The organism is Providencia sp. PROV236 (genome assembly GCF_033676985.1).
In the GTDB taxonomy this organism is placed as follows: domain Bacteria; phylum Pseudomonadota; class Gammaproteobacteria; order Enterobacterales; family Enterobacteriaceae; genus Providencia; species Providencia manganoxydans.
This window is the reverse complement of the sequence record NZ_CP096297.1, coordinates 1,164,892-1,188,902: the sequence shown is the minus strand read 5'-3', so window position 1 is coordinate 1,188,902 and position 24,011 is coordinate 1,164,892. Positions and strand designations below refer to the sequence as shown.

Genomic DNA, 24,011 nt, shown 5'->3' with positions numbered 1-24,011 from the left:
AAAAATCCCATGCATCAAAGGATAACATGGGATCTTAGATTATTACTAAAACGTATTATTGTGAGTGGCGCTTGGCTTCAATCACATCGGGCAGTTGATTGAGTTTCGCTAGCACTCTAGCTAAGACTTGTAGATTATAAATCTCAATTGTCATATCAATTGTTGCCAATTGCTGCTTAACATCGCTACGACTGCTCACACCTAATACGTTAACTTTTTCATTGGCTAAAATAGTGGTGATATCACGCAGCAAACCACTTCTATCATTTGCGACCACACGTACTACTAATGAATAACCACTTGAGTAGTTTTCACCCCATACTGCTTCAACGAGACGCTCAGGAGCATGACTTTGCAATTCGGCGAGCTGTTCACAATCAACACTGTGGATTGAGATCCCTCTGCCTTTGGTGATAAAACCAATGATATCGTCGCCTGGGATCGGTTGGCAGCAACGTGCAATATGGTGCATAAGATTCCCCACACCTTCGACCACCACTCGCCCACTGCTATTACTCTGTGACGCTGGACGCGGAGCTGCTGTTTTACTTTCCAGCGTCTTCATAGCTTCACGATCTGCTTCCTCAGCCGTCGTCTTCTTGAACTTACTTTGTAAGAAATTAACCAATTGATTGATACGAATATCACCACCACCAATACCGGCCAGTACTTCATCCAATGAATGTACGTTATAACGTGCTATCAGTAGTTTCTCGGCTTCTTTAATACCAATATCCAGATGGGCCAATTCGTTATCAAGTATTTGGCGCCCTGCCAGTATGTTTTTATCACGATCCTGTTTACGGAACCAATTGTGAATTTTGGCTCGTCCACGGCTGGTTGTCACATAACCTAAGTTTGGATTGAGCCAATCACGACTTGGATTTGGGTGTTTTTGAGTAATAATTTCAATTTGATCACCCATTTGTAATTGATAGCTAAATGGTACGATCCGTCCACCAATTTTCGCTCCAATACAACGATGCCCTACGTCACTGTGAATGTGATAGGCAAAATCCAATGGTGTTGATCCCGCAGGTAAATCAACCACATCACCTTTAGGCGTAAACACATACACACGGTCGTCAAATACTTGGCTACGGACTTCATCAAGCATTTCGCCTGAATCAGCCATTTCTTCTTGCCATGCAATCAGTTTACGCAGCCATGCTATACGGTTTTCATAACCACCACCTTTACCGCCAGCAGTCGCACCTTCTTTATATTTCCAGTGCGCCGCAACCCCTAACTCAGCATCTTCGTGCATTTGTCGCGTACGGATTTGTATTTCAAGTGTTTTGCCATTAGGTCCTAACACGACGGTATGGATCGATTGATAACCATTCGGCTTCGGGTTAGCCACATAATCATCGAACTCATCAGGTAAATGTCTAAAATGAGTATGCACAATACCCAGCGCAGCATAACAATCTTGTAAGCGTTCAACCACGATACGCACCGCTCGCACATCGAATAATTCATCGAAAGCCAGCGATTTTTTCTTCATTTTGCGCCAAATACTATAGATGTGCTTGGGGCGACCGTAAATTTCAGCTTGAATATGCTCTTTAAGCATTTTTTTACGTAACGTCACCACAAAGTTGTCAATGTAGTCCTCACGATCAATGCGGCGTTCATGCAGAAGTTTGGCAATTTTCTTGTACTCATCAGGATGTAGATAGCGGAAACAAAAGTCTTCCAGCTCCCACTTTAATTGCCCTATTCCTAAACGGTTAGCTAAAGGTGCGTAAATGTTTGAACACTCTTTAGCAGCCAATACCCGCTCATCTTCTGTCGCGTCTTTGACTTCACGCAAGTGCGCGATACGCTCAGCGAGTTTGATAACCACGCAGCGGAAATCTTCCACCATGGATAACAACATACGCCGGACGTTATCCACTTGGATAGAGCTGGTTTCGCCTGATTGAGTGGCTTTCAACTGGCGAATAGCATCCATTTCAAGGACGCCTTTAACTAAATCGTGAATAGATTGACCAAAGTCATCAATAACGGATTGGTCATCAAGTTTTTTTTCTTCAACTAAAGGAAAGAGGAGTGCGGCTTGTAAGCTGCCAATATCCATGCTTAGCGTCGAGAGAATTTCGGTCATCTCGATCCCACGCCATAATAATAATGGTGCAATTTCTTGCCCTGCTAATTTATCATGACAATATTGCCAGGTGTGGATAAGCTTTTGTTCTGATTGTGGATTATTTAGCCCTAACCCGCTCACCCACTTTTCGGGGGCGAACTCACCTGCTGGGGTAAGATGTGCACTTCTTACAGCAACCATATTTTCTCCTACCTATTATTTGGGCCATGTATAAACAGCGCCATTGATTCCAGATGACTAGTCTGTGGAAACATATCCAACATCCGCAGCTGTACTAGCTGATATCCGGCCTCAAGCAAAACTTTGCTATCCCGAGCCAATGTGGTCGGGTTACAAGAAACATAGACAATTTTTTCAGGTGCTAGTTTAACTAAATGTTCCATGACACCGGCAGCACCTGCCCGAGCAGGATCTAACAACACCTTATTAAACCCTTTTGCAGCCCACGGCTGAGTATGGATTTGCGCTTCTAAGTTTTCATTATAGAAGGTTGCATTAGCAATTGAGTTGCGCTGGGCGTTATTTTGAGCTTGTTTGACTAAATTTTCGACGCCCTCAACACCGACAACAGACTCAGCCAATCGTGCTATGGGTAAAGTAAAATTCCCCATTCCACAAAATAGGTCTAAAACACGATCATGAGGGCTGAGCTCCAGCCATTCAAGAGCTTGAGCAACCATCTTTTGATTAATTTCACCATTGACTTGAATAAAGTTTAGAGGACTAAACTGTAACCGCTCTTCAACAACCTGATATTCAGGAAGTACAGCGTTTTCATTCAATGGTTGTAAACTATCTTCATCACCAGCTAACCAAATAGAAACAGAATATTGTTGCTCAAAATCTTTGAGTTGTTGTTTATCAGATGGAGGGAAAGCCGCTAAATGACGGATAAGTACGATCAGGCAATTATCAGCGCGGATCAACTCAACATGGCCTAATTTCGCAGCTATTTTTAGCTGGTTTAAGCAATTTGATAATGGCTGAATGAGCTTATCTAAATCAGGATGTAGCACTGGGCATTGCTTGATATCAACTAGGGTATTGGATTGTGTTTGGCGAAAACCCATCACCAAATGTTGATTTTTGTGTTGATATTGCAATCCAAGGCGCGCTCGACGACGGTATCCATATGCCTCGCCGAAAATGACTGGTTGCGCTTCTTTTTGTAGCCCCGTTTCTCTCGCGATTAAATATTGTAATGCGTTAGCTTTGCTTGATCTTTGCAAAGCAATATCAATGTGTTGCTGCTGACACCCTCCGCATTGATTAAAATATCGGCAAAGTGGCTTCACGCGTGATGGACTGGTTGTCAGTCGTTTAACCACTTTGGCTTTTGCAAAACGGCTTTTTTCCTCAACTAATTCGATGATAGCTTGCTCATCAGGTAGCAGCCCTGCAACAAAAATTGCTTTACCATCAGAGCGGGTAACGCCTTGTCCGGCAGCATCTAGGCTATCAATAGTTACCGTGATTTGACGGCGTTGCGTGGTACGGCGATTTGGCGAGTAAAATTGGGCCATAAATTGTCACTACAAAGATTTAAATTTTAAAAATAGCGTTGTTAGCTCACTCAACAACGTAGTAAAAAGCGAGCTCATAATAGCAGTTTTTTTGCTAAGATGAGTTATCACTTTTTTACTTAACGTATATTTTTTTATTATTTTTGGTCGCTTTATAAGTTTTTATCAAAAATAGAAATGCATAATTAGTTAGCAACTATGCTTTTACGATACTCTTCATATGCATAGTGATCGGTCATTCCACTGATGTAATCTTGAATTAATCGAGCGCGGTAATAGAATTCAAGAATGGATTTTTCAATTTCACTGGTTGCTCTAATACCTTCAATAGCCTCACTGTATGATAGCCGGTGTTTGTTAGAGAGCTTATGAAATAAACGTGTCTCAATAAAAAATTGTTTATGATAGTTATTTTCTACCAATGAGCTAAAACTCTCTCTTTCTAACATCAATAAGGGTTTATAAAAATCCAATAATCCGCCAATAATGCGATAACCTTGCAGCTCAAGTTCTTCAACTTCATGGTGGTTAAACACATGTTTGAAAGCAACGGTTTTTAATATCTTAAGTAACCGATGTTCTGGGCTTTTATCTTCCAATAATGCACTATTAAAACGCCCCGCATAAATTTCAGGAAGGTTTTGGATAAAACGTTGAGCACTGTAACGCGCCAATTTGCTAGTAATATTGACACGTAGATACATAAAAAACTGATCTTGTTGAATGCGTTTCGTATGATTGTCACTGATGTTATTAAATGCTCCCATAATGGTTTCATCAAACAAATCACCTTTTTTGACCTCCCCCCATTCGGCCTGCAAATACCCCATTAATTGCTCGACCGTAAAAATCCCTTTTTCTGCGGCATCATCTAAATCTGCAATGCAATACGAAATATCATCAGCGGCTTCCATAATATATGAGAGTGGGAAACGGCAATATTTACCCATATCTAATTTTTTACATAATTCATTCACAAAGCTTGATTCTGACCAGTAATAGCCCGGTTTTTTCATTAAATAATCAAACTCAGTAGGGATAGGGTCAAGATCATAAGCACCGCGCGTATATTTTAAAATAGACCCGACTTGCGCATAAGTTAGGTTAAGTTTAAGTAAGCGATGCACCATGCGTAGCCCTTGGGCATTCCCTTCAAAGGAACACAGATCTTTTTTTAATTGACGCCGAAAGAGATCTAAACGTTTATCACCCGTCAAGCGCATCACTGCAATTTTACAAGGGTCGGGGGAGCCTTCGCTAAACTGATAATCAGGTGCAAGTAACTCACTAAACCAACTTTGGATAGCGGCCTCGCCAAAGTGGCCAAATGGCGGGTTACCAATGTCATGCATTAAACAGGACATCTCAACAAGACTTTCAAAAGCATCAGTACGCTCACTCAAGCCATATTTCTCTAACAGATTTTTCTTTTTTAATTCATGCAGCACCGTTTTACTGATATAACGCCCCACTTGCTGCACTTCCAATGAGTGGGTTAATCGACTTCGCACTGCTGCATTTTGTTCTAATGGAAATACTTGGGTTTTTTGCTGTAATCGGCGAATAGCGGCTGAATTGATAATACGCCCGCGATCACTTTCAAATAAACGATTAACCGCGTCTTCATTACTCGCTGAAACTTTCGGGCTTTTCGGACTGCTATAATTTCGTTGGTAATTCAATTTAGTTAGGAAATTAATTTCATTCATACTAGCGTCTGTTTATCTTTGAAAGTGAATTTTTATTCGAATTAAAGACATTTTAGGCAAGGCGAGAGCCTCTCAACACAGCATCAAATGACTTTAATCGAACCCGTAAGGCAACATTCAAACATCATTTTTAACTCAAACCCTAAAAAGCTAGCCATAACATAAAAGATAGAGCAATTAATCTGGCTACTTTTCAACCTTCTCTATACTCTAAATAATTCGAGGTGCAGCTAGGCGACAAGTAAATGAGGCGCCAAAAGCATAGATAACTATGTGACTGGTGCGAGTGAGCGTAGTCAACAACGCTGCAACTTGAAGTATGGCGAGTATAGTTGTAAAAATCATCAGCAAAGATAAACAAGCTCTAATGTCCCATTCTTTTGCCCAAGATTAATTAAAATAAATCTGCCGTTCAATGCTACACTTTAGCCATCTCAAGTATCATTGTCTAATTAATCAACGAGGAACCTAGCATCATGAAAGTGGGTATCATCGGCGCAATGGAGCAAGAAGTTGCTATCCTGCGCGAACAAATTGAAGGTTGCCAAACCTTAAGCCGTGCTGGCTGTGAAATTTACACAGGAAAAATTAATGGTGTTGAAGTTGCACTGTTAAAGTCAGGTATTGGTAAAGTCGCTGCCGCAGTAGGTACCACATTGCTATTAGAGCATTGCCAGCCTGATGTGGTCATTAATACAGGTTCGGCGGGAGGGTTAGATCCACGTCTCAATGTCGGTGATATCGTGGTATCGACAGAAGTCCGTTATCATGATGCTGATGTCACTGCATTTGGTTATGAGCCCGGTCAAATGGCACAATGCCCTCCTGCATTTATTGCTGATCAAAAACTGATTGCACTGGCAGAAAGCTGCATTCAGCAACTTGGAATGAATGCGGTTCGTGGTTTGGTATGCAGTGGGGATGCCTTTATTAATGGCGCAGAGCCGTTAGCACGTATTAAAAATACTTTTCCTCAAGTCGCAGCAGTTGAAATGGAAGCGACAGCTATCGGGCAAGTTTGCTACCAATTTAAAGTACCGTTTGTTGTGGTACGCGCAATTTCAGATGTGGCAGATAAAGAATCACATACCAGTTTCGATGAGTTTTTACCCGTTGCTGCACGCCAGTCGTCTTTAATGATCAGCGCTATTTTAGCTGAATTAGCGTAATACCTAATAAAAAGTGTGGGTTGAAAAATATCCATACTTTTTTGCTTATCTACAGAATAGAATGATGAAATTGTACCTCACGACACTACTGGCTGTACTACTGTTCTTTAATGCACCGACTCTGGCTGAAACTAAGCATCGTGTGATTAGTCTCTCTCCAGCCAATACAGAACTCGCTTATGCGGCCGGATTAGGTGAAAGCTTAATCGCCGTGAGTGCTTACTCAGACTACCCGTTAGAAGCCAAACAACTCGAACAAGTTGCCGACTGGCAAGGTATGAATGTAGAGCGGATCATCGCACTAAAACCAGATTTGATATTAGCGTGGCGCGGAGGTAATCCGCAACGCCCTCTCGATCAATTAGCCGCGTTAGGAATTCCAATTATTTACTTCGATCCTAATAGTATTGAGTCCGTTATTTCTAGCATTGAACAATTGGCACAATACAGTCCCAAACCTGATATTGCTCAGCAATCAGCATCTCATATGCGTGAGCAACTGACTCAGTTAAAACAGCACTATCAGCAAGTTCAACCCCCAAAATCATTATTTATTCAATTAGGTACTCAACCGTTATTTACTACCGGAAAGGGGACTATTCAAAATGATATTGTTTCTTTGTGTGGTGGTAAAAATATTTTTGCAAACAGTGCCGTGCCTTGGCCACAAGTCAGTCGAGAGCAAGTGCTGACTCGCAAACCTGAAGTGATTGTCATGACAGAGGATCAAACGCAACAAAATGCGGTCAAACAATTTTGGAAAACACAACTATCTGTACCGATTATTCGTTTAAATGAAGATTGGTTTCATCGAGCTGGGCCTCGATCGCTGCTTGCAGCACAATCACTCTGTGCACAACTACACCCAGAGCAGTAATCGCCTTTAAATGGAAGTTTGAGGTGATTGACGAAGCGGGATCAATCTGTCATTTTCCCGCTCCGTTTATTAGACGTTATACGCTAAATGAAGAACCACAACCGCAAGTGGATTTGGCATTCGGATTGGTAACGATAAAGCGAGAGCCTTCCAACCCTTCAGTATAGTCAACACTACCACCAACCAGATATTGTAGGCTCATTGGGTCAACAACCAAAGCAACGCCTTGCTTTTCAATGGTCATATCGCCTTCATTGATTTTATCATCAAAGGTAAAGCCATACTGAAAACCGCTACAACCACCACCGGTAATGTAAACACGTAGACGCAGGTTTGGGTTGTCTTCATCAGAAACTAGGTCTTTTACTTTAATTGCTGCCGCATCAGTAAACTGCAACGGCAGAGCTGCATCATCACTCATTTTTTACTCCAAGCCGGTCAACCGGTAATTCAGCGTAAGCAGATAGCCTACTCAGATCAATTAACCTAATTATCCGCCAGCTTAGGTATTGATTCAAGCCCTGTTACGTAATTCAACACATTGTGCATACCAATCAATGCATTTGGTTTAATTGATTGTGTGCTTTAGTATACAATCATCGTTTTATACTCTAAATAATCCGAAGTGCAGCCAAGTGACCATAAAATGAGTCACGAAGTACCGATATAAGTAGATGACTGAACGCGAGTGAACCTAGTCACCGAACCTTTATTCAAGACGCTGTAACTTGATGTATGACGAGTATATTTTTAATTAGTCCCGACTCAGGAGCCCTGCATGAGCCATTCTTTAGATCTCTATAATCAAGCACAACAGCTGATCCCTGGCGGTGTTAACTCACCTGTTCGCGCATTTAATGGTGTTGGTGGTACGCCACTATTTATTGAACGCGCTGATGGTGCTTATATCTATGATGTTGATGGTAAAGCTTATGTTGACTATGTCGGCTCATGGGGACCAATGGTTCTGGGGCATAACCATCCCGCTGTTCGTGATGCCGTGATCAAAGCCGTTAATAAAGGATTGAGCTTCGGAGCCCCCACTGCCGCTGAAGTCGAAATGGCAAAACTGGTTTGTGAATTAGTTCCTTCTATCGATATGATCCGTATGGTTAACTCAGGTACTGAAGCGACCATGAGTGCGATCCGACTCGCTCGTGGCTATACTGGCCGCGATAAAATTATTAAATTTGAAGGCTGCTATCATGGTCATGCTGACTGCTTACTCGTGAAAGCAGGCTCTGGTGCATTAACCATGGGGGAGCCAAATTCTCCGGGTGTACCTGAAGATTTCGTAAAACACACATTGACTTGTACCTATAATGATCTCGCATCAGTTCGCCAAGCTTTTGAAAACTACCCTGAAGCAATAGCCTGTGTGATCGTTGAACCTGTTGCCGGTAATATGAACTGTGTACCACCAACCGCAGAATTTTTACCGGGCCTACGTGCACTGTGTGATGAGTTCGATGCATTGCTGATTATTGATGAAGTCATGACTGGTTTCCGCGTAGCACTCGGCGGAGCGCAAGATTATTATGATGTGCAACCAGACCTTACTTGCTTAGGCAAAATTATTGGTGGTGGTATGCCTGTAGGGGCATTTGGTGGCCGCTATGAAGTGATGGAAAAACTCGCGCCAATTGGTCCAGTTTATCAAGCAGGAACCTTATCAGGTAACCCTGTTGCCATGGCTGCTGGTCTAGCGTGTTTAAATGAAGTCTCTCAACCAGGCGTTCATTCAAGACTAACAGAACTGACAGATAAACTTGCTCGTGGTTTAGAGCGTGTATCAAAAGCACAAGGGATCCCAATGGTGATAAACCATGTTGGTGGGATGTTCGGTATATTCTTTACTGATGCCAAAAGTGTCACTTGCTACCAAGATGTGATGAAATGTGATGTTGAGCGTTTTAAAACCTTCTTCCACCTCATGTTAGAGCAAGGTATTTATTTAGCGCCATCAGCTTTCGAAGCAGGTTTTATGTCTATTGCACACAGCGATGAAGACATTGAAAAAACCATCGAAGCCGCAGAAGTCGCATTAGCCAAAATGAAAGCAGCTTAATTTATCCTATACGAGGAGGCGCTCCCCTCGCCTCCTTAAATAACTTAATTTTTAATCTCTCTCTTAGATTCCCCCATTTACATACTTTTATTGACACTATGTGGTGTACAAAGTACACTTTAACTATTGTGTTTCAGGGAGGGAAACCAATGGGTCATGCAATAGAATTTATCGAAACATCTCTTTTTACAAAACAAATCAAACAAATAGCTACTGACGACGAATTAAAAGCACTCCAAATCACACTTATTGGTTACCCAGATATCGGTGATCTGCTCCAAGGGACTGGAGGTCTACGAAAAGTGCGAATGGCGACAGGTAATCAAGGCAAAAGTGGAAGCGCAAGAGTTATTTATTTTTTAGCGACTAAAGAAATAATTTATCTTTTAATGGCTTACCCAAAAACAGTAAAAGATAGCTTAACTGATACAGAAAAAGCTGAATTAAAAAAACTAACGAAACTACTTAAGAATGAGGTGTAAAATGAGTATTTTCAATGAACTGAAAACTTCATTAGAAGAAGCCGTAGAGATAAAAAACGGCAAAAAAAAGCCATCTAAGGTAACGCGTTATGAAGTGGCTGATGTGAAAGAAATTAGAGAACAGCTGAAAGTTTCACAGGTTGAATTAGCTGATGCATTGGGTACGAGTATTGATACGATAAAAAGCTGGGAGCTAAAACGACGCAACCCAACTGGCTTAGCTGCCAAAGTTTTAATCGCAATTAAAAAAAATCCCTCTTTGTTTCATGAACTAGCAGCGATTTAATGCTATAAATTTCTGCATAAAAAAATCCCCCGTCATTTAAACAATCACGGGGGATTTTATTTATGGCGCTAATTAATTATTACCGAACATTTCTTTCACCCAATCAGGCGCATCGTCGGTTGCTGGCTGTTCGGAATTATTATTTAAATCCCAAACTGGCTCTTGATTGGCTGATGCTTGGCAAAGCGCATCTGGATTATCGGTCCAAATAGGTAGAGTACGTCCGCCACCAAAGTCAGAACAATTGAATTGGCCATCAGGCATTACCTTCATATCAACAATGCCTTCCGGCTGACGGTTGATTAAAGCTAATGGAGCCTGATTATCTAAATAACGCTGGTATACTCTAAGCGCTCCTGTAGAGCCGGTTAACTGTGTTGGCTCATTATTATCACGACCAATCCACACAATGGCGACTTCTTTACCATCAATACCTGCATACCAACTGTCACGTAAATTGTTAGTGGTTCCCGTTTTACCAGCTAAGTTATATTTGCCATATTTCGACAATAAAACTCGCCCAGTACCTTGCTGAACCACTTGCTGCATACCATATAGTGTCAAATAAGCCGCTTGGGAAGGTATAGCACGTTCTGCGGACGGGTAGCTTTGATAGATTTCACTACCATCACCATCAATGACCGAACGCAATGCGGATAATTTAGCGCGATTACCATTACCACCAATAGTTTGATAGATTTGAGCGACTTCAGCTGGTGTTAAGTTCACCGCACCAAGTAACATCGCAGGAACCTTTTCCATCGCGCCAGCTGGGGCGCCTAGACGCACAAAAATATTCACTATCTGGTCTAACCCAACTTCTAATCCTAAGTTTACCGTTGGAATATTTTGTGATTTTGCTAAAGCATCAACCAGTAGCATACCGCCAGTAAAGTTACGGCTGTAATTTCTAGGTTGCCATGTTTGATTCCCCACTTTCACTGATAATGGTTCGTCTTTCAACCATGTGCTGAGGCGGAAACGGTCTGGCTCATTTAATGCTGCAAGATAAACAGGGGGTTTTGCTAACGAACCAATGCTCCGACGTGCATTAAGCGCTCGGTTAAAACCTGAATACTGTGGTTGTGAACCGCCAACCATTGCACGTACTTCACCATTAATACGGTCGACTACGACCATTGCCCCTTCGATATCGTTTAATTTACGATCTTTACGTAACTGAGCAACCCCTGATTCAACCGCTGTTTCCGCAGCAGTTTGCGCAACAGGATCTAAAGTTGTGAAAATTTTCGCGCCCGATAACTGTTGAACTTTGTCCCCTAGTTTTTCGTTCAATTCCTGACGCACCATTTGCATAAATGCAGGCTGTGAAGCCACTAAACCTTCTTTGGTCTTGACCCCTAATGGACGCGCACTTAATACTTGATACATTTCATGATCAATAACATTGCGTGTTTCTAAGATTTTCAACACGACGTTACGGCGCTTAGTGGCATTTTCAGGGTTAGTCCATGGATTATAAAGAGATGCACCTTGAACCATTCCCACTAGCAGAGCCTGTTGGTCAAGGCTTAGTTCATTGATAGGACGCCCAAAATAGTACAGGCTGGCAAGTGGGAAACCACGAATTTCATCATTCCCATTTTGCCCTAAGAAAACCTCATTGAGATATAATTCAAGAATGCGCTCTTTACCGTAATTGTAATCAAGCAGCACCGCCATAATGGCTTCGTTAATTTTACGTTTAAGGGTTCGCTCGTTAGTTAAAAACAGGTTTTTCACTAATTGTTGCGTTAATGTACTTCCCCCTTGAACGGATTTACCTGCCGATAAGTTAGCCACTACGGCACGACCAATAGAATAAAGACTTACCCCATCGTGCTCATAAAAATCGCGATCTTCTGTCTCAATCAATATCTTGATTAATGATTCAGGGAAATCAGCCAGTGGTAATACTAAACGTTGTTCATTATTGGCTGATTGCATCATGGTGATCAGCTTTGGATCTAAACGGAAGAAACCAAACGAACGCCCGTTTTCCATGTTTTCAATTTTATTCAATACCCCATTATCAAATGACATTTTAGCCAATATTTGGCCTTCTTTTTGATCGGGGAAATTAAATGGTCGTCGTAAAATTTCAATCGAATTGCCTTTTACTGAAAACTCACCTGAATTGGTAATTTTAGTCACTTTACGGTACTGCATACCTTCAAGCAAACGCACCATCTCAGCTTGGCTATAATCCATGCCGGGTTCAAGATTGACCATACGGCCATAAACAGCAGCAGGTAGATCCCATACCTTACCATCAAGACGTTCCTTGATTTGTTGGTTGAGATAAAAAGCATAAGCGGCAAGTAACACTGCAAAAACGATCAATAATTTGACGAGTAGCCAAAACCAACGCCAATTACTTTTTGGTTTGCGGTTCTTGTTACCGTTATTTTTTTTCTTAGCCATTAGCTCGTCCTCTTCATCATCGAGGTCTTGCTCATCAATATCATCATCGTTAAATAATTCTTCTTCATAATCATAGTCATCACGGCGGTGGCGGCGTGAGTTAGATGATTTTTTTTTGGTAGATGGTTTTCTACGTCTACCAATAGGTTCTAAATCTTTACCGGACATGGTCGCTCCATATCACCCGAACTCTTAACTGAATGCCTGTAATTTTGGCTTAAAAAACCAATTAGTTCACAGAAGAAAGCTCTTAATTACATTTCATTACGCTATTTAGCTATCACCTTCTGGCAACGAGTCCCTATTAGAGCACAAAACAGACTGATTTCGCACTTATCTTTTATTTTGCGTTGCCGCAAAAGAAAACAGATCCACGCAATCATTTCCCAAATGTTATTTATTGATAAAAAAGCCTATTTTAAACATCAATAAACAACGATTAAATAAAAGAAAAACAACCATTATTCAAAGCAATTTTAAACTATTCGTGTATGAGGAATATGATGAATTACCCAGCAGAGCCCTACCGCATTAAATCTATTGAATCCATTTCTCTGTTATCGAGAGAAGAAAGGATAAAGAAAATACATCAAGCAGGCTATAACACCTTTCTCCTTAGTTCTAAGGATATTTATATTGATCTACTTACCGATAGTGGCACGAATGCGATGTCGGATAAACAGTGGGCAAGTATGATGACAGGTGATGAAGCTTACTCAGGTAGTCAGAACTTTGAACTATTGAAAAAGACCGCACAACACCTATTTGGATTTAAATATATTGTGCCAACTCATCAAGGAAGAGCGGCTGAAAACTTACTATCACTTATCACAATCAAGCCTGGACAATATGTTGCAGGTAACATGTACTTCACAACCACACGGTTTCATATAGAAAAAAATGGCGCAACTTTTATTGATATTATCAATGATGATGCTCATGACGCCATGTCAAACGTTCCTTTTAAAGGCAATATTGATTTAGATAAATTAAAACAACTAATTGAAGAAAAAGGGGCTGAAAATATTGCTTATATTTGTTTAGCAATCACAGTCAACTTAGCGGGCGGTCAACCTGTATCAATGCAAAATATGCGTGATGTGAAAGCATTATGTGAGAAGCATCATATTCGTGTTTTTTATGATGCAACTCGCTGCGTCGAAAATGCTTATTTTATCAAAGAACAAGAAGCCGGCTATCAAGATGTCTCCATTAAAGAAATTGTTCGCGAAATGTTCAGCTACGCTGATGGCTGTACAATGAGCGGTAAAAAAGATTGCCTTGTCAACATAGGAGGGTTTCTCGCTCTTAACAATCAACAGCTATTTGAACAGGCTTCCGAGTGGGTGGTTGCTTATGAAGGTATGCCATCCTATGGCGGCATGACTGGTCGTGATATGTCGGCAATGGCCATCGGCATGCAAGAAGCAATGCAGTTTGAATATATTCAACATCGTATTCTGCAAGTTCGCTACTTAGGCAATAAATTAAAGGCCGCCAATATACCGATTATTGAGCCTATTGGCGGTCATGCTGTATTTTTGGATGCTAAACATTTTTGCCCGCATTTAACGCAAGAACAACTCCCCGCTCAAAGCTTAGCTGCGCGTATTTATCTTGAAACTGGTGTTCGCACAACAGAACGAGGCACAGTTTCCGCAGGAAGAGATAAAATAACTAAGAAAAACTATTTCCCTAAACTTGAAACCGTCCGCTTAACTATCCCAAGACGCGTTTACACATATGCACACCTTGATTTCGTTGCTGATGGTATTATTGCTTTGTATCAACAAAAAGAAACCATACTAGGGCTCAAATTTACTTACGAACCGAAACAGCTACGCTTCTTTACGGCTCGTTTTGCTTATATTTAGTTATCATATTAATTATTAGCTAAATTAATTGCTTTTTTCGTTTTATTGGTTGGTGCTGTAGTGGCAGGATCATCAGGCCACAGATGCTTTGGGTAACGTCCTTTCATCTCTTTTTGTATTGTGCGATAACTTCCTTGCCAAAAAGCACCTAAATCTTGTGTGATCTGTAATGGGCGCATTGCTGGTGATAATAATGATAATGTCACCACCACTTGACCATGAGCAACTGTTGGATTCGTCGCCTGCCCATACATTTCTTGCATTCGGATCTCAATTAGGGGCGGTTTCTCCAAAAAATAGTGAATACTTACATTGCTGCCAGAACCAGCTAAATAATGCGTCGGCAATGCCTCATCGAGCCATTTTTTTTGTTGCCAATCTAATCGATGTTCTAATAACTCACCAATATTCAATGCGTGTAGCTGCTTGCGATGAGTAATGCCATCCAGATATGGTGCTAACCAAGACTCTAAAGAATCTAATAAAGTTTCATCATCAACTGCTGGAAGAGAAATATCAGGAAACCATTGCTGTGCCAATTGACAACGAATGCGTAACTGCTGGGCAAATAGGCTCCAATCCAAATTATCTAGCCCATTTTGACGAAGCCAATGCAATAATGCCTGTTTAATTTGCTGACTATTTGGATTTGCTAACCTTTCCGATTGGATCACCAGTTGCCCACATTGTAATCTTTTCCAAGCAATCAACGTTCCTTTTTGTTCATCCCATTCCACCGTTTCCTGCTGATAAAACAATTCAGGGCAAGTTGCTTGTAACGTTTCGATATCAATAGGCAGCGCCAACGCAATTTTCGCATCAGCTGATGCTTCAGGTTGCCAAAGCACAGGCGCTATTAACCATGCAGAAGTAAACAATGTATCGTTTTCATCTAATGAAGCCCCTAAGCCACTGGATAATAAATAACGGCCTTGGTTATCACGATTTTTAGCAATGCGATCCGCGAATCCCGACACTAACAACGTAGGTAACCACTCACTTATCAAGTTGCTATTTTTGCCAACGGCTGATGTCACCTTGTGCCCGCTAAGTATTGAAGCACGCTTACACCAATTATCTGTTGGTCGCTCTACATAATAAGATAAATCGCAATGGTTTTGACGTGGTGGTTCTTCAATGATAGCCACCAGCAATGCCGCTAATTTAATGACTTCGATGTTTTGGTTTTGTTGAGCCTCGTGCAGTATAGCGGCTGTACGCACAGAGCTACCTGAGCCCGTCATTCCCCTACCTACTTGAGTGAGTTGACCATATTGATCAATAGCACCTAATCGCTTGAGTAAATCTTTTGCCGCCCCAATAGCAGGCTGTGGAGGACTATCTAACCACTGTAACTGAGTCACTTCTTGGCATCCCCACTGTAATAGTGATAACCATAATCCACTTAAATCACTGTGCAGGATTTCTGCCTCACTAAATTGTGCAGCGCGTTCGGCTTGCTCCTGACTAAATAAATGCCAACAAACACCTGATTCTAAACGCCCTGCACGCCCAGCTCGTTGCACCATTGAAGCTTGGCTTATACGCTGCTTAACTAATTTTGTTAATCCAGTTCTTGGATTGAATAAACCTATACGCTCAAAACCACTATCAACCACTAATCGAATACCCTCTATCGTAAGGCTGGTTTCAGCGATATTGGTGGCTAAAACCACCTTTCGTTTCCCTTCGGGTGCTGGCTGTATGGCTTGTTGCTGCTCTTTTATCGAAAGAGCACCGTACATAGGGCATAAAAGTATGTCCTCACTAACCATCAAAGCCAGCTCTGTACGTGTTCTTTCTATTTCGCCAACTCCCGGTAGAAATAGCAGTAACGAACCACTTTCCTGTTGAAGTAGTTGCCAAACAGCACTGGCGACTTCTTTATGAAACAACTTATTAGGGTTTATCGGTCGAAAGTGTCGACTAACAGGGAATGACCGACCTTCAGAAGTAATAACAGGAGCATGAGGGAATAACTGAGTTAGCCCTTGATCATCGAGTGTGGCTGACATCAGTAGGATTTTTAAATCATCACGTAACGCTTCTTGAACGTCTAATAATAAAGCGAGTCCTAAGTCCGCTTGTAAGCTTCGCTCATGAAACTCATCCAATATAATCAGGCCGATTCCCTCTAACATAGGATCCTGTTGCAGCATTCGAGTTAAAACACCTTCGGTAACCACTTCGATACGCGTTTTGCCACTAATCCGGCTTTCAGAGCGCATGCGTAGGCCAACTGTATGCCCAACCTCCTCTTCGAGTTGCTGGGCTAAACGAGCAGCCACACTACGAGCAGCAATACGCCTCGGCTCCAACATGATAATTCGCCCATCAATGATCCCGCTTTCTAATATAAGAAGTGGAAGAACCGTTGATTTGCCCGCACCAGTGGGTGCATGCAGTAGAACTTGGGGTGATTGTTGTAGTGCTGTCAGTAAGGGATCACTAACATCATGAATGGGTAGCACGTGAATAATAACTCCAATGATGTTTAACTTTTGCAAATAAAGATTGTAGCATGAACCATTATCTTTCTTGAGTGTAACTCTTTGGAGACAACATGGAATTTTCGCCTCCTTTGCAACCTGCTACTTTAATTAAACGCTATAAACGCTTTTTAGCTGATGTTGTGACCCCGGAAGGTCAAGTCATGACAATCCACTGTGCAAATACAGGAGCCATGACAGGGTGTGCGACACCTGGTGATACAGTTTGGTATTCCACATCGGATAACGCGAAAAGAAAGTACCCTCATAGCTGGGAAATCACCCAAACATCACAAAATCATCTTATTTGCATCAACACATTACGAGCAAATCAACTCGTCGCTGAAGCGTTGTCGCAAAAAAACATTCCAGAATTATCCGAATATAGTGTAATAAAGCCTGAGATGAAATATGGTTCGGAAAATAGCCGTATTGATTTTCTCCTGTCCGGTGATGGGCTACCTGATTGTTTTATCGAGGTAAAATCAGTAACTTTACTGGAAAATAACCATGGTTATTTCCCTGATGCAGTCACCGTGCGCGGACAAAAACATTTACGTGAGTTAACAATAATTGCTAAAGAGGGAAAAAGAGCCATACTGTTGTTTGCGGTTTTGCATACGGGGATCTACGAGGTATCAGCAGCTGCCCATATCGATAAGCAATACGCTAAACTTTTAGATGAAGCTATCGAAAGTGGTGTCGAAGTACTGTGTTATCAAGTAGATATCAATACACAAAAAATGCTATTGGGTCAAAATATTAAGTTTACTTCCATCAAATAATGATGGCTTAATTGTTTATTAAAGTGAGGACGCATGGGTTCTGGGGGCTTAAAAAGGAATAAACACGCGCGCCTTCACAGCATTACAAAACTCATAACATGAATGATTGCCAAGACGGCACTCTTCTGCTATTTATAGCGACCTTAATTTTTCCCCTTTGGGGTTTTGTGAAATTTGCGTGTGTAGGAGAAGCATTATGCAAGAAGGGCAAAAACGTAAGACATCGTCCTTAAGCATTCTCGCCATTGCTGGGGTTGAACCCTATCATGAAAAAGCTGGCGAAGAGTACATGAACGAAGCCCAGTTGGCGCATTTTAAGCTCATTCTCGAAGCATGGCGCAATCAACTCAGGGATGAAGTCGACCGGACAGTTACTCATATGCAAGATGAGGCAGCTAACTTTCCAGACCCTGTTGATCGGGCAGCTCAGGAAGAAGAATTCAGTCTTGAATTACGTAACCGGGATCGTGAACGTAAGTTGATTAAGAAAATCGAGAAGACACTGAAAAAAGTCGAAGAAGATGATTTTGGCTTTTGTGAATCATGTGGAGTGGAAATCGGTATCCGTCGTTTGGAAGCCCGCCCTACCGCTGATTTATGTATTGACTGTAAAACATTAGCAGAAATTCGTGAAAAGCAAATGGCTGGCTAATTGCTGATTATGGAGTCCTTAACGGCGCAACTCAGGCTGCGCCGTTACAAGGAAATCTATTAATGAAAAGCACAACATCCCCTTATATCGGTCGTTTCGCTCCCTCTCCTTCTGGTAACCTACATTTAGGCTCCCTTGTCACTGCATTAGGTAGTTATCTGCAAGCTCGCTCACAAAATGGTAAGTGGTTAGTTCGTATCGATGATATCGATCCTCCCAGAGAAGTTGCAGGGGCATCTCAACGTATTTTAACCACACTCGAACACTACGGTTTATATTGGGACGATCACGTTTTATACCAGTCACAGCGCCATGATGCCTATCGAGAAGCCTTAGAATATCTCCACCAACAAGGGAAAAGCTACTATTGCACCTGCTCTCGTCATCGCATTAAAGAGTTACAGGGGCATTATGATGGGCACTGTCGCCATCTCCAACTCCCCGCTCTCGACGCAGCGATACGTTTAAAACAGACTCACCCTGTTTATCAATTTACCGATAAAATACGAGGCACTGTTTATACAGAAGCCAATGTGGCAGAAGAAGATGTTATTATTCACCGTAAAGATGGATTGTTTGCTTATAATTTAGTCGTTGTAGTGGATGACCACTATCAAAATGTCACAGAGGTGGTAAGAGGTGCGGATCTGATCCCTGCCACGCTACAGCAAATTTCACTCTATCATCATCTTTCTCTACCCATTCCTCGTTATGCCCATTTACCATTAATCCTAAATCATGATAATAATAAGCTATCAAAGCAAAATCATGCCACTGCGCTGCCAATGACCGATCCTCGCCCTGTTATATGCCATGCGTTAGCATTGTTGAAACAACCGCCAATCGCGCATTGGCAGGATCTGAGTACGCATCAGTTATTAGAAATAGCAACGCGTCAATGGCAGTTAGCAGTGATCCCATCTCATGATATTATTGATAAGACTTATGACTGAATATGACTTTTATGCGTTTAAGCATTCTCAAAGAAAGGCCAGTAAGCTATGATTAGCCGCTTATTTTGTTTAATGAATATTCGTAACGATATCGAGGTGTACTATTTTTAACCGAGTAGCAAATTTCTGCCGCAATATTTTATCGCGAAATGACAAGGATACGCGTGACGCACAGGCAGCCGGTGAAAGGCCAGTCACTTATTCTGACACGGCGGAAACTAAGCCCGTGGAGCAGAACGCTAAACAAACAAAACCTACGGTTCGTCATTCCAAGCGTGCCGATGTTCAGGCAGAGAAGCAACACACAATGACGACTGTAATTGATGAAAACATCACCATCATCCCGCGTTCAGGGCATACTATTTCACGTAGTGATATTAGTGATAATGCACTAAAGGTACTTTATCGCCTCCACAAAAGTGGTTTTGATGCCTATTTAGTTGGCGGCGGTGTGCGTGATCTCCTTCTTGGTAAAAAACCTAAAGATTTTGATATCACCACTAACGCAACCCCAGAGCAGATCCGCAAACTGTTTCGTAACTGCCGCCTAGTTGGCCGTCGTTTCCGTCTTGCTCATATTATGTTTGGACCTGAAGTGATTGAAGTTGCGACCTTCCGTGGCCATCATGACCAAAATGAGTCAGACGACAAAAACTTATCGCAACAAGCACAAAATGGCATGTTACTGCGCGATAATATTTTCGGGTCAATTGAAGATGATGCCATTCGTCGCGATTTTACTGTTAATAGCCTCTATTACAACATTGATGACTTCTCTGTTCGTGACTATGTTGGCGGTTTAAAAGATCTCAAAGAAGGCATTATCCGTCTGATTGGTGATCCTGAAACACGCTACCGCGAAGATCCAGTAAGGATGCTACGCGCAGTACGTTTTGCTTGTAAGCTAGATATGCGTATCGAGCCAAATACGGCACAGCCAATTCAACGACTTGCCCCATTGTTAAAAGAGATCCCTTCTGCGCGTTTATTTGAGGAGTCCTTAAAACTACTACAAGCAGGCAAAGGCTATGCGACCTATAACATGCTGAAAGAGTATCATCTGTTTGAGCAATTATTTCCTGTGGTTAGTAGCCGTTTTACGGCGAACAATGATTCACCAATGGAAAAAATTATCGATCAGGTACTTAAAAATACTGACTTTAGGATTAAAAATGACAAGCGGGTTAACCCTGCGTTTTTATTTGCCGTTATGTTATGGTATCCGGTCACTGAGCATGCTGAAAAGCTGTCTCAAGAAGGCGGTTTAGCGTATTACGATGCATTTGCACTAGCAATGAATGATGTGCTTGATGAACAATGCCGCTCAATTGCTATACCAAAACGCATTACAACCACTATGCGCGATATTTGGCAGCTACAACTACGTCTTCCACGTCGTCAGGGCCGCCGTGCAAATAAATTGATGGAGCATCCTAAGTTCCGTGCTGCTTTTGATTTATTAGAACTAAGAGCAAATGTAGAACGTAGAAACGAGCTCCAAGAACTGGCGATTTGGTGGGATGATTACCAACGTTCTAATAACACTAAGCAGCGTGAAATGATCGCCGAGCTGGGAAGTGCACCTGTTCGTAAACGTCACCGCCCACGTAAGCCTTCAAATGGTTCGCGTAAATCGAATACGCTCTAAATAATTCGAGATGTCGTTAAGCAACCAACGAACAAGTTGCTAAAAATAGAGGCTAATTTAGCCTCTATACCTCAACGAAAAGTGCGACAACTTGGTGCATAACGAGTACAAATACTAGGAGTGATAAAATGGAGTTGGTCTATATAATCATTGGCAGTAACCTTGGTGAACCATTAAAGCAGGCTCAGCAAGCTATTGATGCATTAAGTGCTATCCCACACTGCCGAGTGACCAAAACTTCTGCTGTATATCGCTCTAAGCCTCTAGGGCCACAAGATCAAAATGATTTCCTTAATATGGCCGTGTTACTTGAAACTGAGCTTGAACCAGAGGCGTTGTTGGATCACACTCAGCGCATCGAATTAGAGCTTGGTCGAGTCCGCAAAGAAGAACGTTGGGGCCCTAGAACCCTTGATCTTGATATTATGCTTTTCGGTGATCGTGTTATTAATACCCCACGGTTAACCATACCTCACTATGGGCTAAAAGAGCGTGAATTTATGCTATACCCGCTCAGTGATATTGCTCCCAACCTTATTTTTCCTGATGGTGAAACACTATCAGAAAGGCTCACACTCGTTCCACGCAATGGCCTTACCTTTTGGGATAGCACAACCTAAATTAATTGTGCGCCGCCTAAAATAAGCAAGGCCATCCGTGGATCTTTTCCGGAGGTTATTATAATGAAACCAATTTCTCTGGCTGATCTGGGTCAGTTCAAAAAAGATAAACGTAAATTCGCTACCATGACGGCTTATGACTCTAGCTTTGCCCAATTGTTTGCAGAGCAAGGGATCCAAGTCATGCTTGTCGGTGATTCTTTAGGAATGACCATTCAAGGTGAATCCAGCACCCTGCCTGTTACCGTTGAGCAAATCGCTTATCACACCCGTTGTGTCCGTAAAGGTGCTCCTGACGCATTTATTATTGCCGACATGCCATTTATGAGTTATGCCACTCCTGAACAAGCTTGCACTAATGCAGCAGTGCTAATGCAAGCAGGTGCTAACATGGTAAAAATTGAAGGTGGCAGCTGGTTATGTGATACCGTCAAAATGCTATGTGAACGCTCTGTTCCTGTCTGCGGTCATTTAGGACTAACACCACAAGCAGTGAATATCCTTGGTGGCTATAAGGTTCAAGGACGTGATGAAGTCACCGCAAACCAACTAATGAAAGATGCCATCGCTTTGGAAAATGCAGGTATGCAGTTATTAGTTTTGGAATGTGTACCGACCTCTCTAGCGAATGACATTACCGAAGAGCTTCTGTTACCTGTTATTGGTATCGGTGCAGGAAATGGAACTGATGGTCAAATCCTTGTTATGCATGATGCATTAGGGATCACTGCTCGCCCACCTAAGTTTGCAAAAAACTTTCTTGCGCAAGCCGGCAATATCCAAGATGCTGTACGACTCTATATCCAAGAAGTTGAAACGGGTCTTTACCCAAATGAAACTCACTCGTTTGAATAATTTGATTATACTTTAAACAATTTAAGGTGCAGCTTGACGACTTATAAACGAATTTCTAAGCACATAGAAAACGATGTGACTCGTGCACAACGCTGCAACTTGAAGTATGACGAGTATATGATCCAATAATAAGGAATGCACTTATGCTGATCGTCGAAACGTCACCTATACTTCGCCGCGAGATCCGCCGCTGGAAACTTGATGGCAAGCGTATTGCGCTAGTGCCAACTATGGGCAATCTCCATGATGGGCACCTGACTTTAATTGATGAAGCAAAACAACAAGCAGATATTGTTATTGTTAGTATTTTTGTTAACCCGATGCAATTCGATCGCCAATCAGATTTAGCAAACTACCCACGCACACTACAAGAAGATTGTGAAAAACTAAAACGCAGTGGTATCAATCTTGTATTTGCGCCATCTGCAAAAGAGTTTTATCCAGAAGGAATGGAAAAACAAACGTTTGTTGAAGTGCCAGAGCTGTCGTCAATTTTAGAAGGTGCCAGCCGTCCTGGTCATTTCCGTGGTGTATCAACGGTTGTCACTAAGCTATTTAATTTAGTACAACCTGATTTAGCATTCTTCGGTGAAAAAGATTTTCAGCAGCTACAATTAATCCGTAAGATGGTGCATGATCTTTCCTTTGATACGCAGATTGTCGCTGTTCCCATTGTTAGGGCTAAAAATGGCTTAGCGCTGAGCTCAAGAAATAATAACCTTTCCGCTGATGAGCTAAAAGTTGCACCTCAATTGTATAACATAATGAAGCAAGCTTCAGAGAAGCTTATTGCTGCACCTGAAACGGCAGACACCCTTATTCAAGAAATGAATGAGTCCCTGCGTCAAACAGGTTTCACACCCGATGAATTATTTATTCGTGATGCCGAAACACTAGCACCGCTGACTAACACAACGAAAAAAGCCGTTATTTTAATGGCTGCGTGGCTAGGGCAAACTCGCCTGATTGATAATTTACAGGTTGAGTTACCCACCATTTCGTCGTAAAACAACAAGCAAACACAGCACCTCGATTAAGATGGCAGATGACTATTATGTTAAGAAAAATGTTACAAGGTAAGCTACACAGAGTCACAGTGACACAAGCCGATCTACATTATGAAGGCTCTTGTGCAATTGATCAGAATTTTATGGATGCAGCGGGTATCTTAGAGTACGAAGCTATTGATATTTATAACGTAGATAATGGCGAGCGTTTCTCAACCTATGCAATCGCTGGTGAAAGAGGCTCCAAAATCATTTCTGTCAATGGCGCCGCAGCTCGCCGTGCTGCTGTTGGCGATAAACTGATTATTTGTTCTTACGTTAATATGAGCGATGAAGACGCTCGCCACCACCAACCGAAGGTGGCTTATTTTGATGGCGATAACATTATGAGCCGTGTAGCCAAAGCGGTACCAGTACAGGTTGCTTAATCCATTTTGTTAGCACCGCTATATTAAGGTGCTAACAAATCTCTTTATG

The 24,011-nt window shown here is 41.9% G+C and carries 20 protein-coding genes; 14 read left to right on the top strand and 6 right to left on the bottom strand.

All coding sequences use genetic code 11. The features are described 5' to 3' along the window. Nucleotides 1-55 precede the first annotated feature (55 nt). The 3 genes from relA to dgt form a co-directional block, all read right to left on the bottom strand. A complete protein-coding gene (gene relA / locus M1E96_RS05175) occupies nucleotides 56-2,293 on the bottom strand; it encodes a GTP diphosphokinase (protein WP_272580224.1) in 2,238 nt (745 codons plus the stop codon). Nucleotides 2,294-2,301: 8 nt separating this feature from the next. Beyond that, nucleotides 2,302-3,636, bottom strand: a complete 1,335-nt coding sequence (rlmD, locus tag M1E96_RS05170; protein ID WP_272580225.1) for a 23S rRNA (uracil(1939)-C(5))-methyltransferase RlmD — start codon at nucleotides 3,634-3,636, stop codon at nucleotides 2,302-2,304. A 185-nt stretch (nucleotides 3,637-3,821) separates the two neighbouring features. Beyond that, complete coding sequence (gene dgt, locus M1E96_RS05165; RefSeq protein WP_337979831.1) at nucleotides 3,822-5,345, bottom strand: dGTPase; 1,524 nt, start codon at nucleotides 5,343-5,345, stop codon at nucleotides 3,822-3,824. A 476-nt stretch (nucleotides 5,346-5,821) separates the two neighbouring features. Between dgt and mtnN the strand changes: the two genes are divergently transcribed. Then, nucleotides 5,822-6,514, top strand: coding sequence for a 5'-methylthioadenosine/S-adenosylhomocysteine nucleosidase (gene mtnN / locus M1E96_RS05160; RefSeq protein ID WP_070925194.1), 693 nt, complete (start codon nucleotides 5,822-5,824; stop codon nucleotides 6,512-6,514). A 61-nt stretch (nucleotides 6,515-6,575) separates the two neighbouring features. Next, nucleotides 6,576-7,391 carry a vitamin B12 ABC transporter substrate-binding protein BtuF gene (btuF, locus tag M1E96_RS05155; protein WP_337979830.1) on the top strand — a complete coding sequence of 272 codons (816 nt, stop codon included), beginning with the start codon at nucleotides 6,576-6,578 and terminating at the stop codon, nucleotides 7,389-7,391. A 76-nt stretch (nucleotides 7,392-7,467) separates the two neighbouring features. Here btuF and erpA read toward each other — a convergent pair whose 3' ends face one another. Then, on the bottom strand, nucleotides 7,468-7,812 hold the full coding sequence (gene erpA / locus M1E96_RS05150; protein WP_070925196.1) for an iron-sulfur cluster insertion protein ErpA: 345 nt from the start codon (nucleotides 7,810-7,812) through the stop codon (nucleotides 7,468-7,470). A gap of 357 nt (nucleotides 7,813-8,169) precedes the next feature. Here erpA and hemL point away from each other — a divergent pair, with 357 nt between their 5' ends. The 3 genes from hemL (at nucleotide 8,170) to nadS (ending at nucleotide 10,227) form a co-directional block, all read left to right on the top strand. Then, a complete protein-coding gene (gene hemL / locus M1E96_RS05145) occupies nucleotides 8,170-9,459 on the top strand; it encodes a glutamate-1-semialdehyde 2,1-aminomutase (RefSeq protein ID WP_272580228.1) in 1,290 nt (429 codons plus the stop codon). Between the two features lie 149 nt (nucleotides 9,460-9,608). Further along, entirely contained in the window at nucleotides 9,609-9,941 is a 333-nt protein-coding gene (locus M1E96_RS05140) for a type II toxin-antitoxin system RelE/ParE family toxin (protein WP_070925198.1), read from the top strand. A gap of 1 nt (nucleotide 9,942) precedes the next feature. Further along, complete coding sequence (gene nadS / locus M1E96_RS05135; RefSeq protein WP_070925199.1) at nucleotides 9,943-10,227, top strand: NadS family protein; 285 nt, start codon at nucleotides 9,943-9,945, stop codon at nucleotides 10,225-10,227. Between the two features lie 72 nt (nucleotides 10,228-10,299). Here the strand turns inward: nadS and mrcB are convergent, their stop codons facing one another. Beyond that, nucleotides 10,300-12,819, bottom strand: a complete 2,520-nt coding sequence (gene mrcB, locus M1E96_RS05130; protein ID WP_369427404.1) for a bifunctional glycosyl transferase/transpeptidase — start codon at nucleotides 12,817-12,819, stop codon at nucleotides 10,300-10,302. 335 nt (nucleotides 12,820-13,154) lie between these two features. Here mrcB and M1E96_RS05125 point away from each other — a divergent pair, with 335 nt between their 5' ends. Further along, nucleotides 13,155-14,525 (top strand): tyrosine phenol-lyase, encoded by a 1,371-nt coding sequence (locus tag M1E96_RS05125; RefSeq protein WP_306803364.1) that lies wholly within the window; start codon nucleotides 13,155-13,157, stop codon nucleotides 14,523-14,525. A gap of 8 nt (nucleotides 14,526-14,533) precedes the next feature. Here the strand turns inward: M1E96_RS05125 and hrpB are convergent, their stop codons facing one another. After that, entirely contained in the window at nucleotides 14,534-17,002 is a 2,469-nt protein-coding gene (hrpB, locus tag M1E96_RS05120; RefSeq protein ID WP_272580264.1) for an ATP-dependent helicase HrpB, read from the bottom strand. A gap of 86 nt (nucleotides 17,003-17,088) precedes the next feature. Between hrpB and sfsA the strand changes: the two genes are divergently transcribed. From sfsA to panD, 8 genes are all read left to right on the top strand, one after another. Continuing rightward, a complete protein-coding gene (gene sfsA, locus M1E96_RS05115) occupies nucleotides 17,089-17,799 on the top strand; it encodes a DNA/RNA nuclease SfsA (protein WP_272580232.1) in 711 nt (236 codons plus the stop codon). Nucleotides 17,800-17,995: 196 nt separating this feature from the next. After that, on the top strand, nucleotides 17,996-18,451 hold the full coding sequence (gene dksA, locus M1E96_RS05110; RefSeq protein WP_004922522.1) for an RNA polymerase-binding protein DksA: 456 nt from the start codon (nucleotides 17,996-17,998) through the stop codon (nucleotides 18,449-18,451). Nucleotides 18,452-18,513: 62 nt separating this feature from the next. Then, nucleotides 18,514-19,404 carry a tRNA glutamyl-Q(34) synthetase GluQRS gene (gene gluQRS / locus M1E96_RS05105; protein ID WP_272580233.1) on the top strand — a complete coding sequence of 297 codons (891 nt, stop codon included), beginning with the start codon at nucleotides 18,514-18,516 and terminating at the stop codon, nucleotides 19,402-19,404. A 307-nt stretch (nucleotides 19,405-19,711) separates the two neighbouring features. Next, nucleotides 19,712-21,052, top strand: a complete 1,341-nt coding sequence (pcnB, locus tag M1E96_RS05100) for a polynucleotide adenylyltransferase PcnB (protein WP_272580265.1) — start codon at nucleotides 19,712-19,714, stop codon at nucleotides 21,050-21,052. Nucleotides 21,053-21,180: 128 nt separating this feature from the next. Continuing rightward, complete coding sequence (gene folK, locus M1E96_RS05095) at nucleotides 21,181-21,672, top strand: 2-amino-4-hydroxy-6-hydroxymethyldihydropteridine diphosphokinase (protein WP_070927719.1); 492 nt, start codon at nucleotides 21,181-21,183, stop codon at nucleotides 21,670-21,672. Nucleotides 21,673-21,735: 63 nt separating this feature from the next. Then, nucleotides 21,736-22,527 carry a 3-methyl-2-oxobutanoate hydroxymethyltransferase gene (gene panB, locus M1E96_RS05090; protein ID WP_272580234.1) on the top strand — a complete coding sequence of 264 codons (792 nt, stop codon included), beginning with the start codon at nucleotides 21,736-21,738 and terminating at the stop codon, nucleotides 22,525-22,527. Between the two features lie 143 nt (nucleotides 22,528-22,670). Continuing rightward, complete coding sequence (gene panC / locus M1E96_RS05085; protein WP_272580235.1) at nucleotides 22,671-23,534, top strand: pantoate--beta-alanine ligase; 864 nt, start codon at nucleotides 22,671-22,673, stop codon at nucleotides 23,532-23,534. Nucleotides 23,535-23,581: 47 nt separating this feature from the next. Continuing rightward, on the top strand, nucleotides 23,582-23,962 hold the full coding sequence (gene panD / locus M1E96_RS05080; RefSeq protein WP_070927781.1) for an aspartate 1-decarboxylase: 381 nt from the start codon (nucleotides 23,582-23,584) through the stop codon (nucleotides 23,960-23,962). The last annotated feature ends 49 nt before the right edge of the window (nucleotides 23,963-24,011 follow it).

Coding starts and splice junctions, on each gene's coding strand:
- hemL (WP_272580228.1), top strand. CDS start 8,170: ATGAGCCATTCTTTAGATCTCTATAATCAAGCACAACAGCTGATCCCT.
- dgt (WP_337979831.1), bottom strand. CDS start 5,345: ATGAATGAAATTAATTTCCTAACTAAATTGAATTACCAACGAAATTAT.
- M1E96_RS05140 (WP_070925198.1), top strand. CDS start 9,609: ATGGGTCATGCAATAGAATTTATCGAAACATCTCTTTTTACAAAACAA.
- dksA (WP_004922522.1), top strand. CDS start 17,996: ATGCAAGAAGGGCAAAAACGTAAGACATCGTCCTTAAGCATTCTCGCC.
- mrcB (WP_369427404.1), bottom strand. CDS start 12,819: ATGTCCGGTAAAGATTTAGAACCTATTGGTAGACGTAGAAAACCATCT.
- folK (WP_070927719.1), top strand. CDS start 21,181: ATGGAGTTGGTCTATATAATCATTGGCAGTAACCTTGGTGAACCATTA.
- panC (WP_272580235.1), top strand. CDS start 22,671: ATGCTGATCGTCGAAACGTCACCTATACTTCGCCGCGAGATCCGCCGC.
- btuF (WP_337979830.1), top strand. CDS start 6,576: ATGATGAAATTGTACCTCACGACACTACTGGCTGTACTACTGTTCTTT.
- relA (WP_272580224.1), bottom strand. CDS start 2,293: ATGGTTGCTGTAAGAAGTGCACATCTTACCCCAGCAGGTGAGTTCGCC.
- erpA (WP_070925196.1), bottom strand. CDS start 7,812: ATGAGTGATGATGCAGCTCTGCCGTTGCAGTTTACTGATGCGGCAGCA.
- nadS (WP_070925199.1), top strand. CDS start 9,943: ATGAGTATTTTCAATGAACTGAAAACTTCATTAGAAGAAGCCGTAGAG.
- sfsA (WP_272580232.1), top strand. CDS start 17,089: ATGGAATTTTCGCCTCCTTTGCAACCTGCTACTTTAATTAAACGCTAT.
- panB (WP_272580234.1), top strand. CDS start 21,736: ATGAAACCAATTTCTCTGGCTGATCTGGGTCAGTTCAAAAAAGATAAA.
- M1E96_RS05125 (WP_306803364.1), top strand. CDS start 13,155: ATGAATTACCCAGCAGAGCCCTACCGCATTAAATCTATTGAATCCATT.
- pcnB (WP_272580265.1), top strand. CDS start 19,712: ATGACGACTGTAATTGATGAAAACATCACCATCATCCCGCGTTCAGGG.
- panD (WP_070927781.1), top strand. CDS start 23,582: ATGTTAAGAAAAATGTTACAAGGTAAGCTACACAGAGTCACAGTGACA.
- gluQRS (WP_272580233.1), top strand. CDS start 18,514: ATGAAAAGCACAACATCCCCTTATATCGGTCGTTTCGCTCCCTCTCCT.
- rlmD (WP_272580225.1), bottom strand. CDS start 3,636: ATGGCCCAATTTTACTCGCCAAATCGCCGTACCACGCAACGCCGTCAA.
- mtnN (WP_070925194.1), top strand. CDS start 5,822: ATGAAAGTGGGTATCATCGGCGCAATGGAGCAAGAAGTTGCTATCCTG.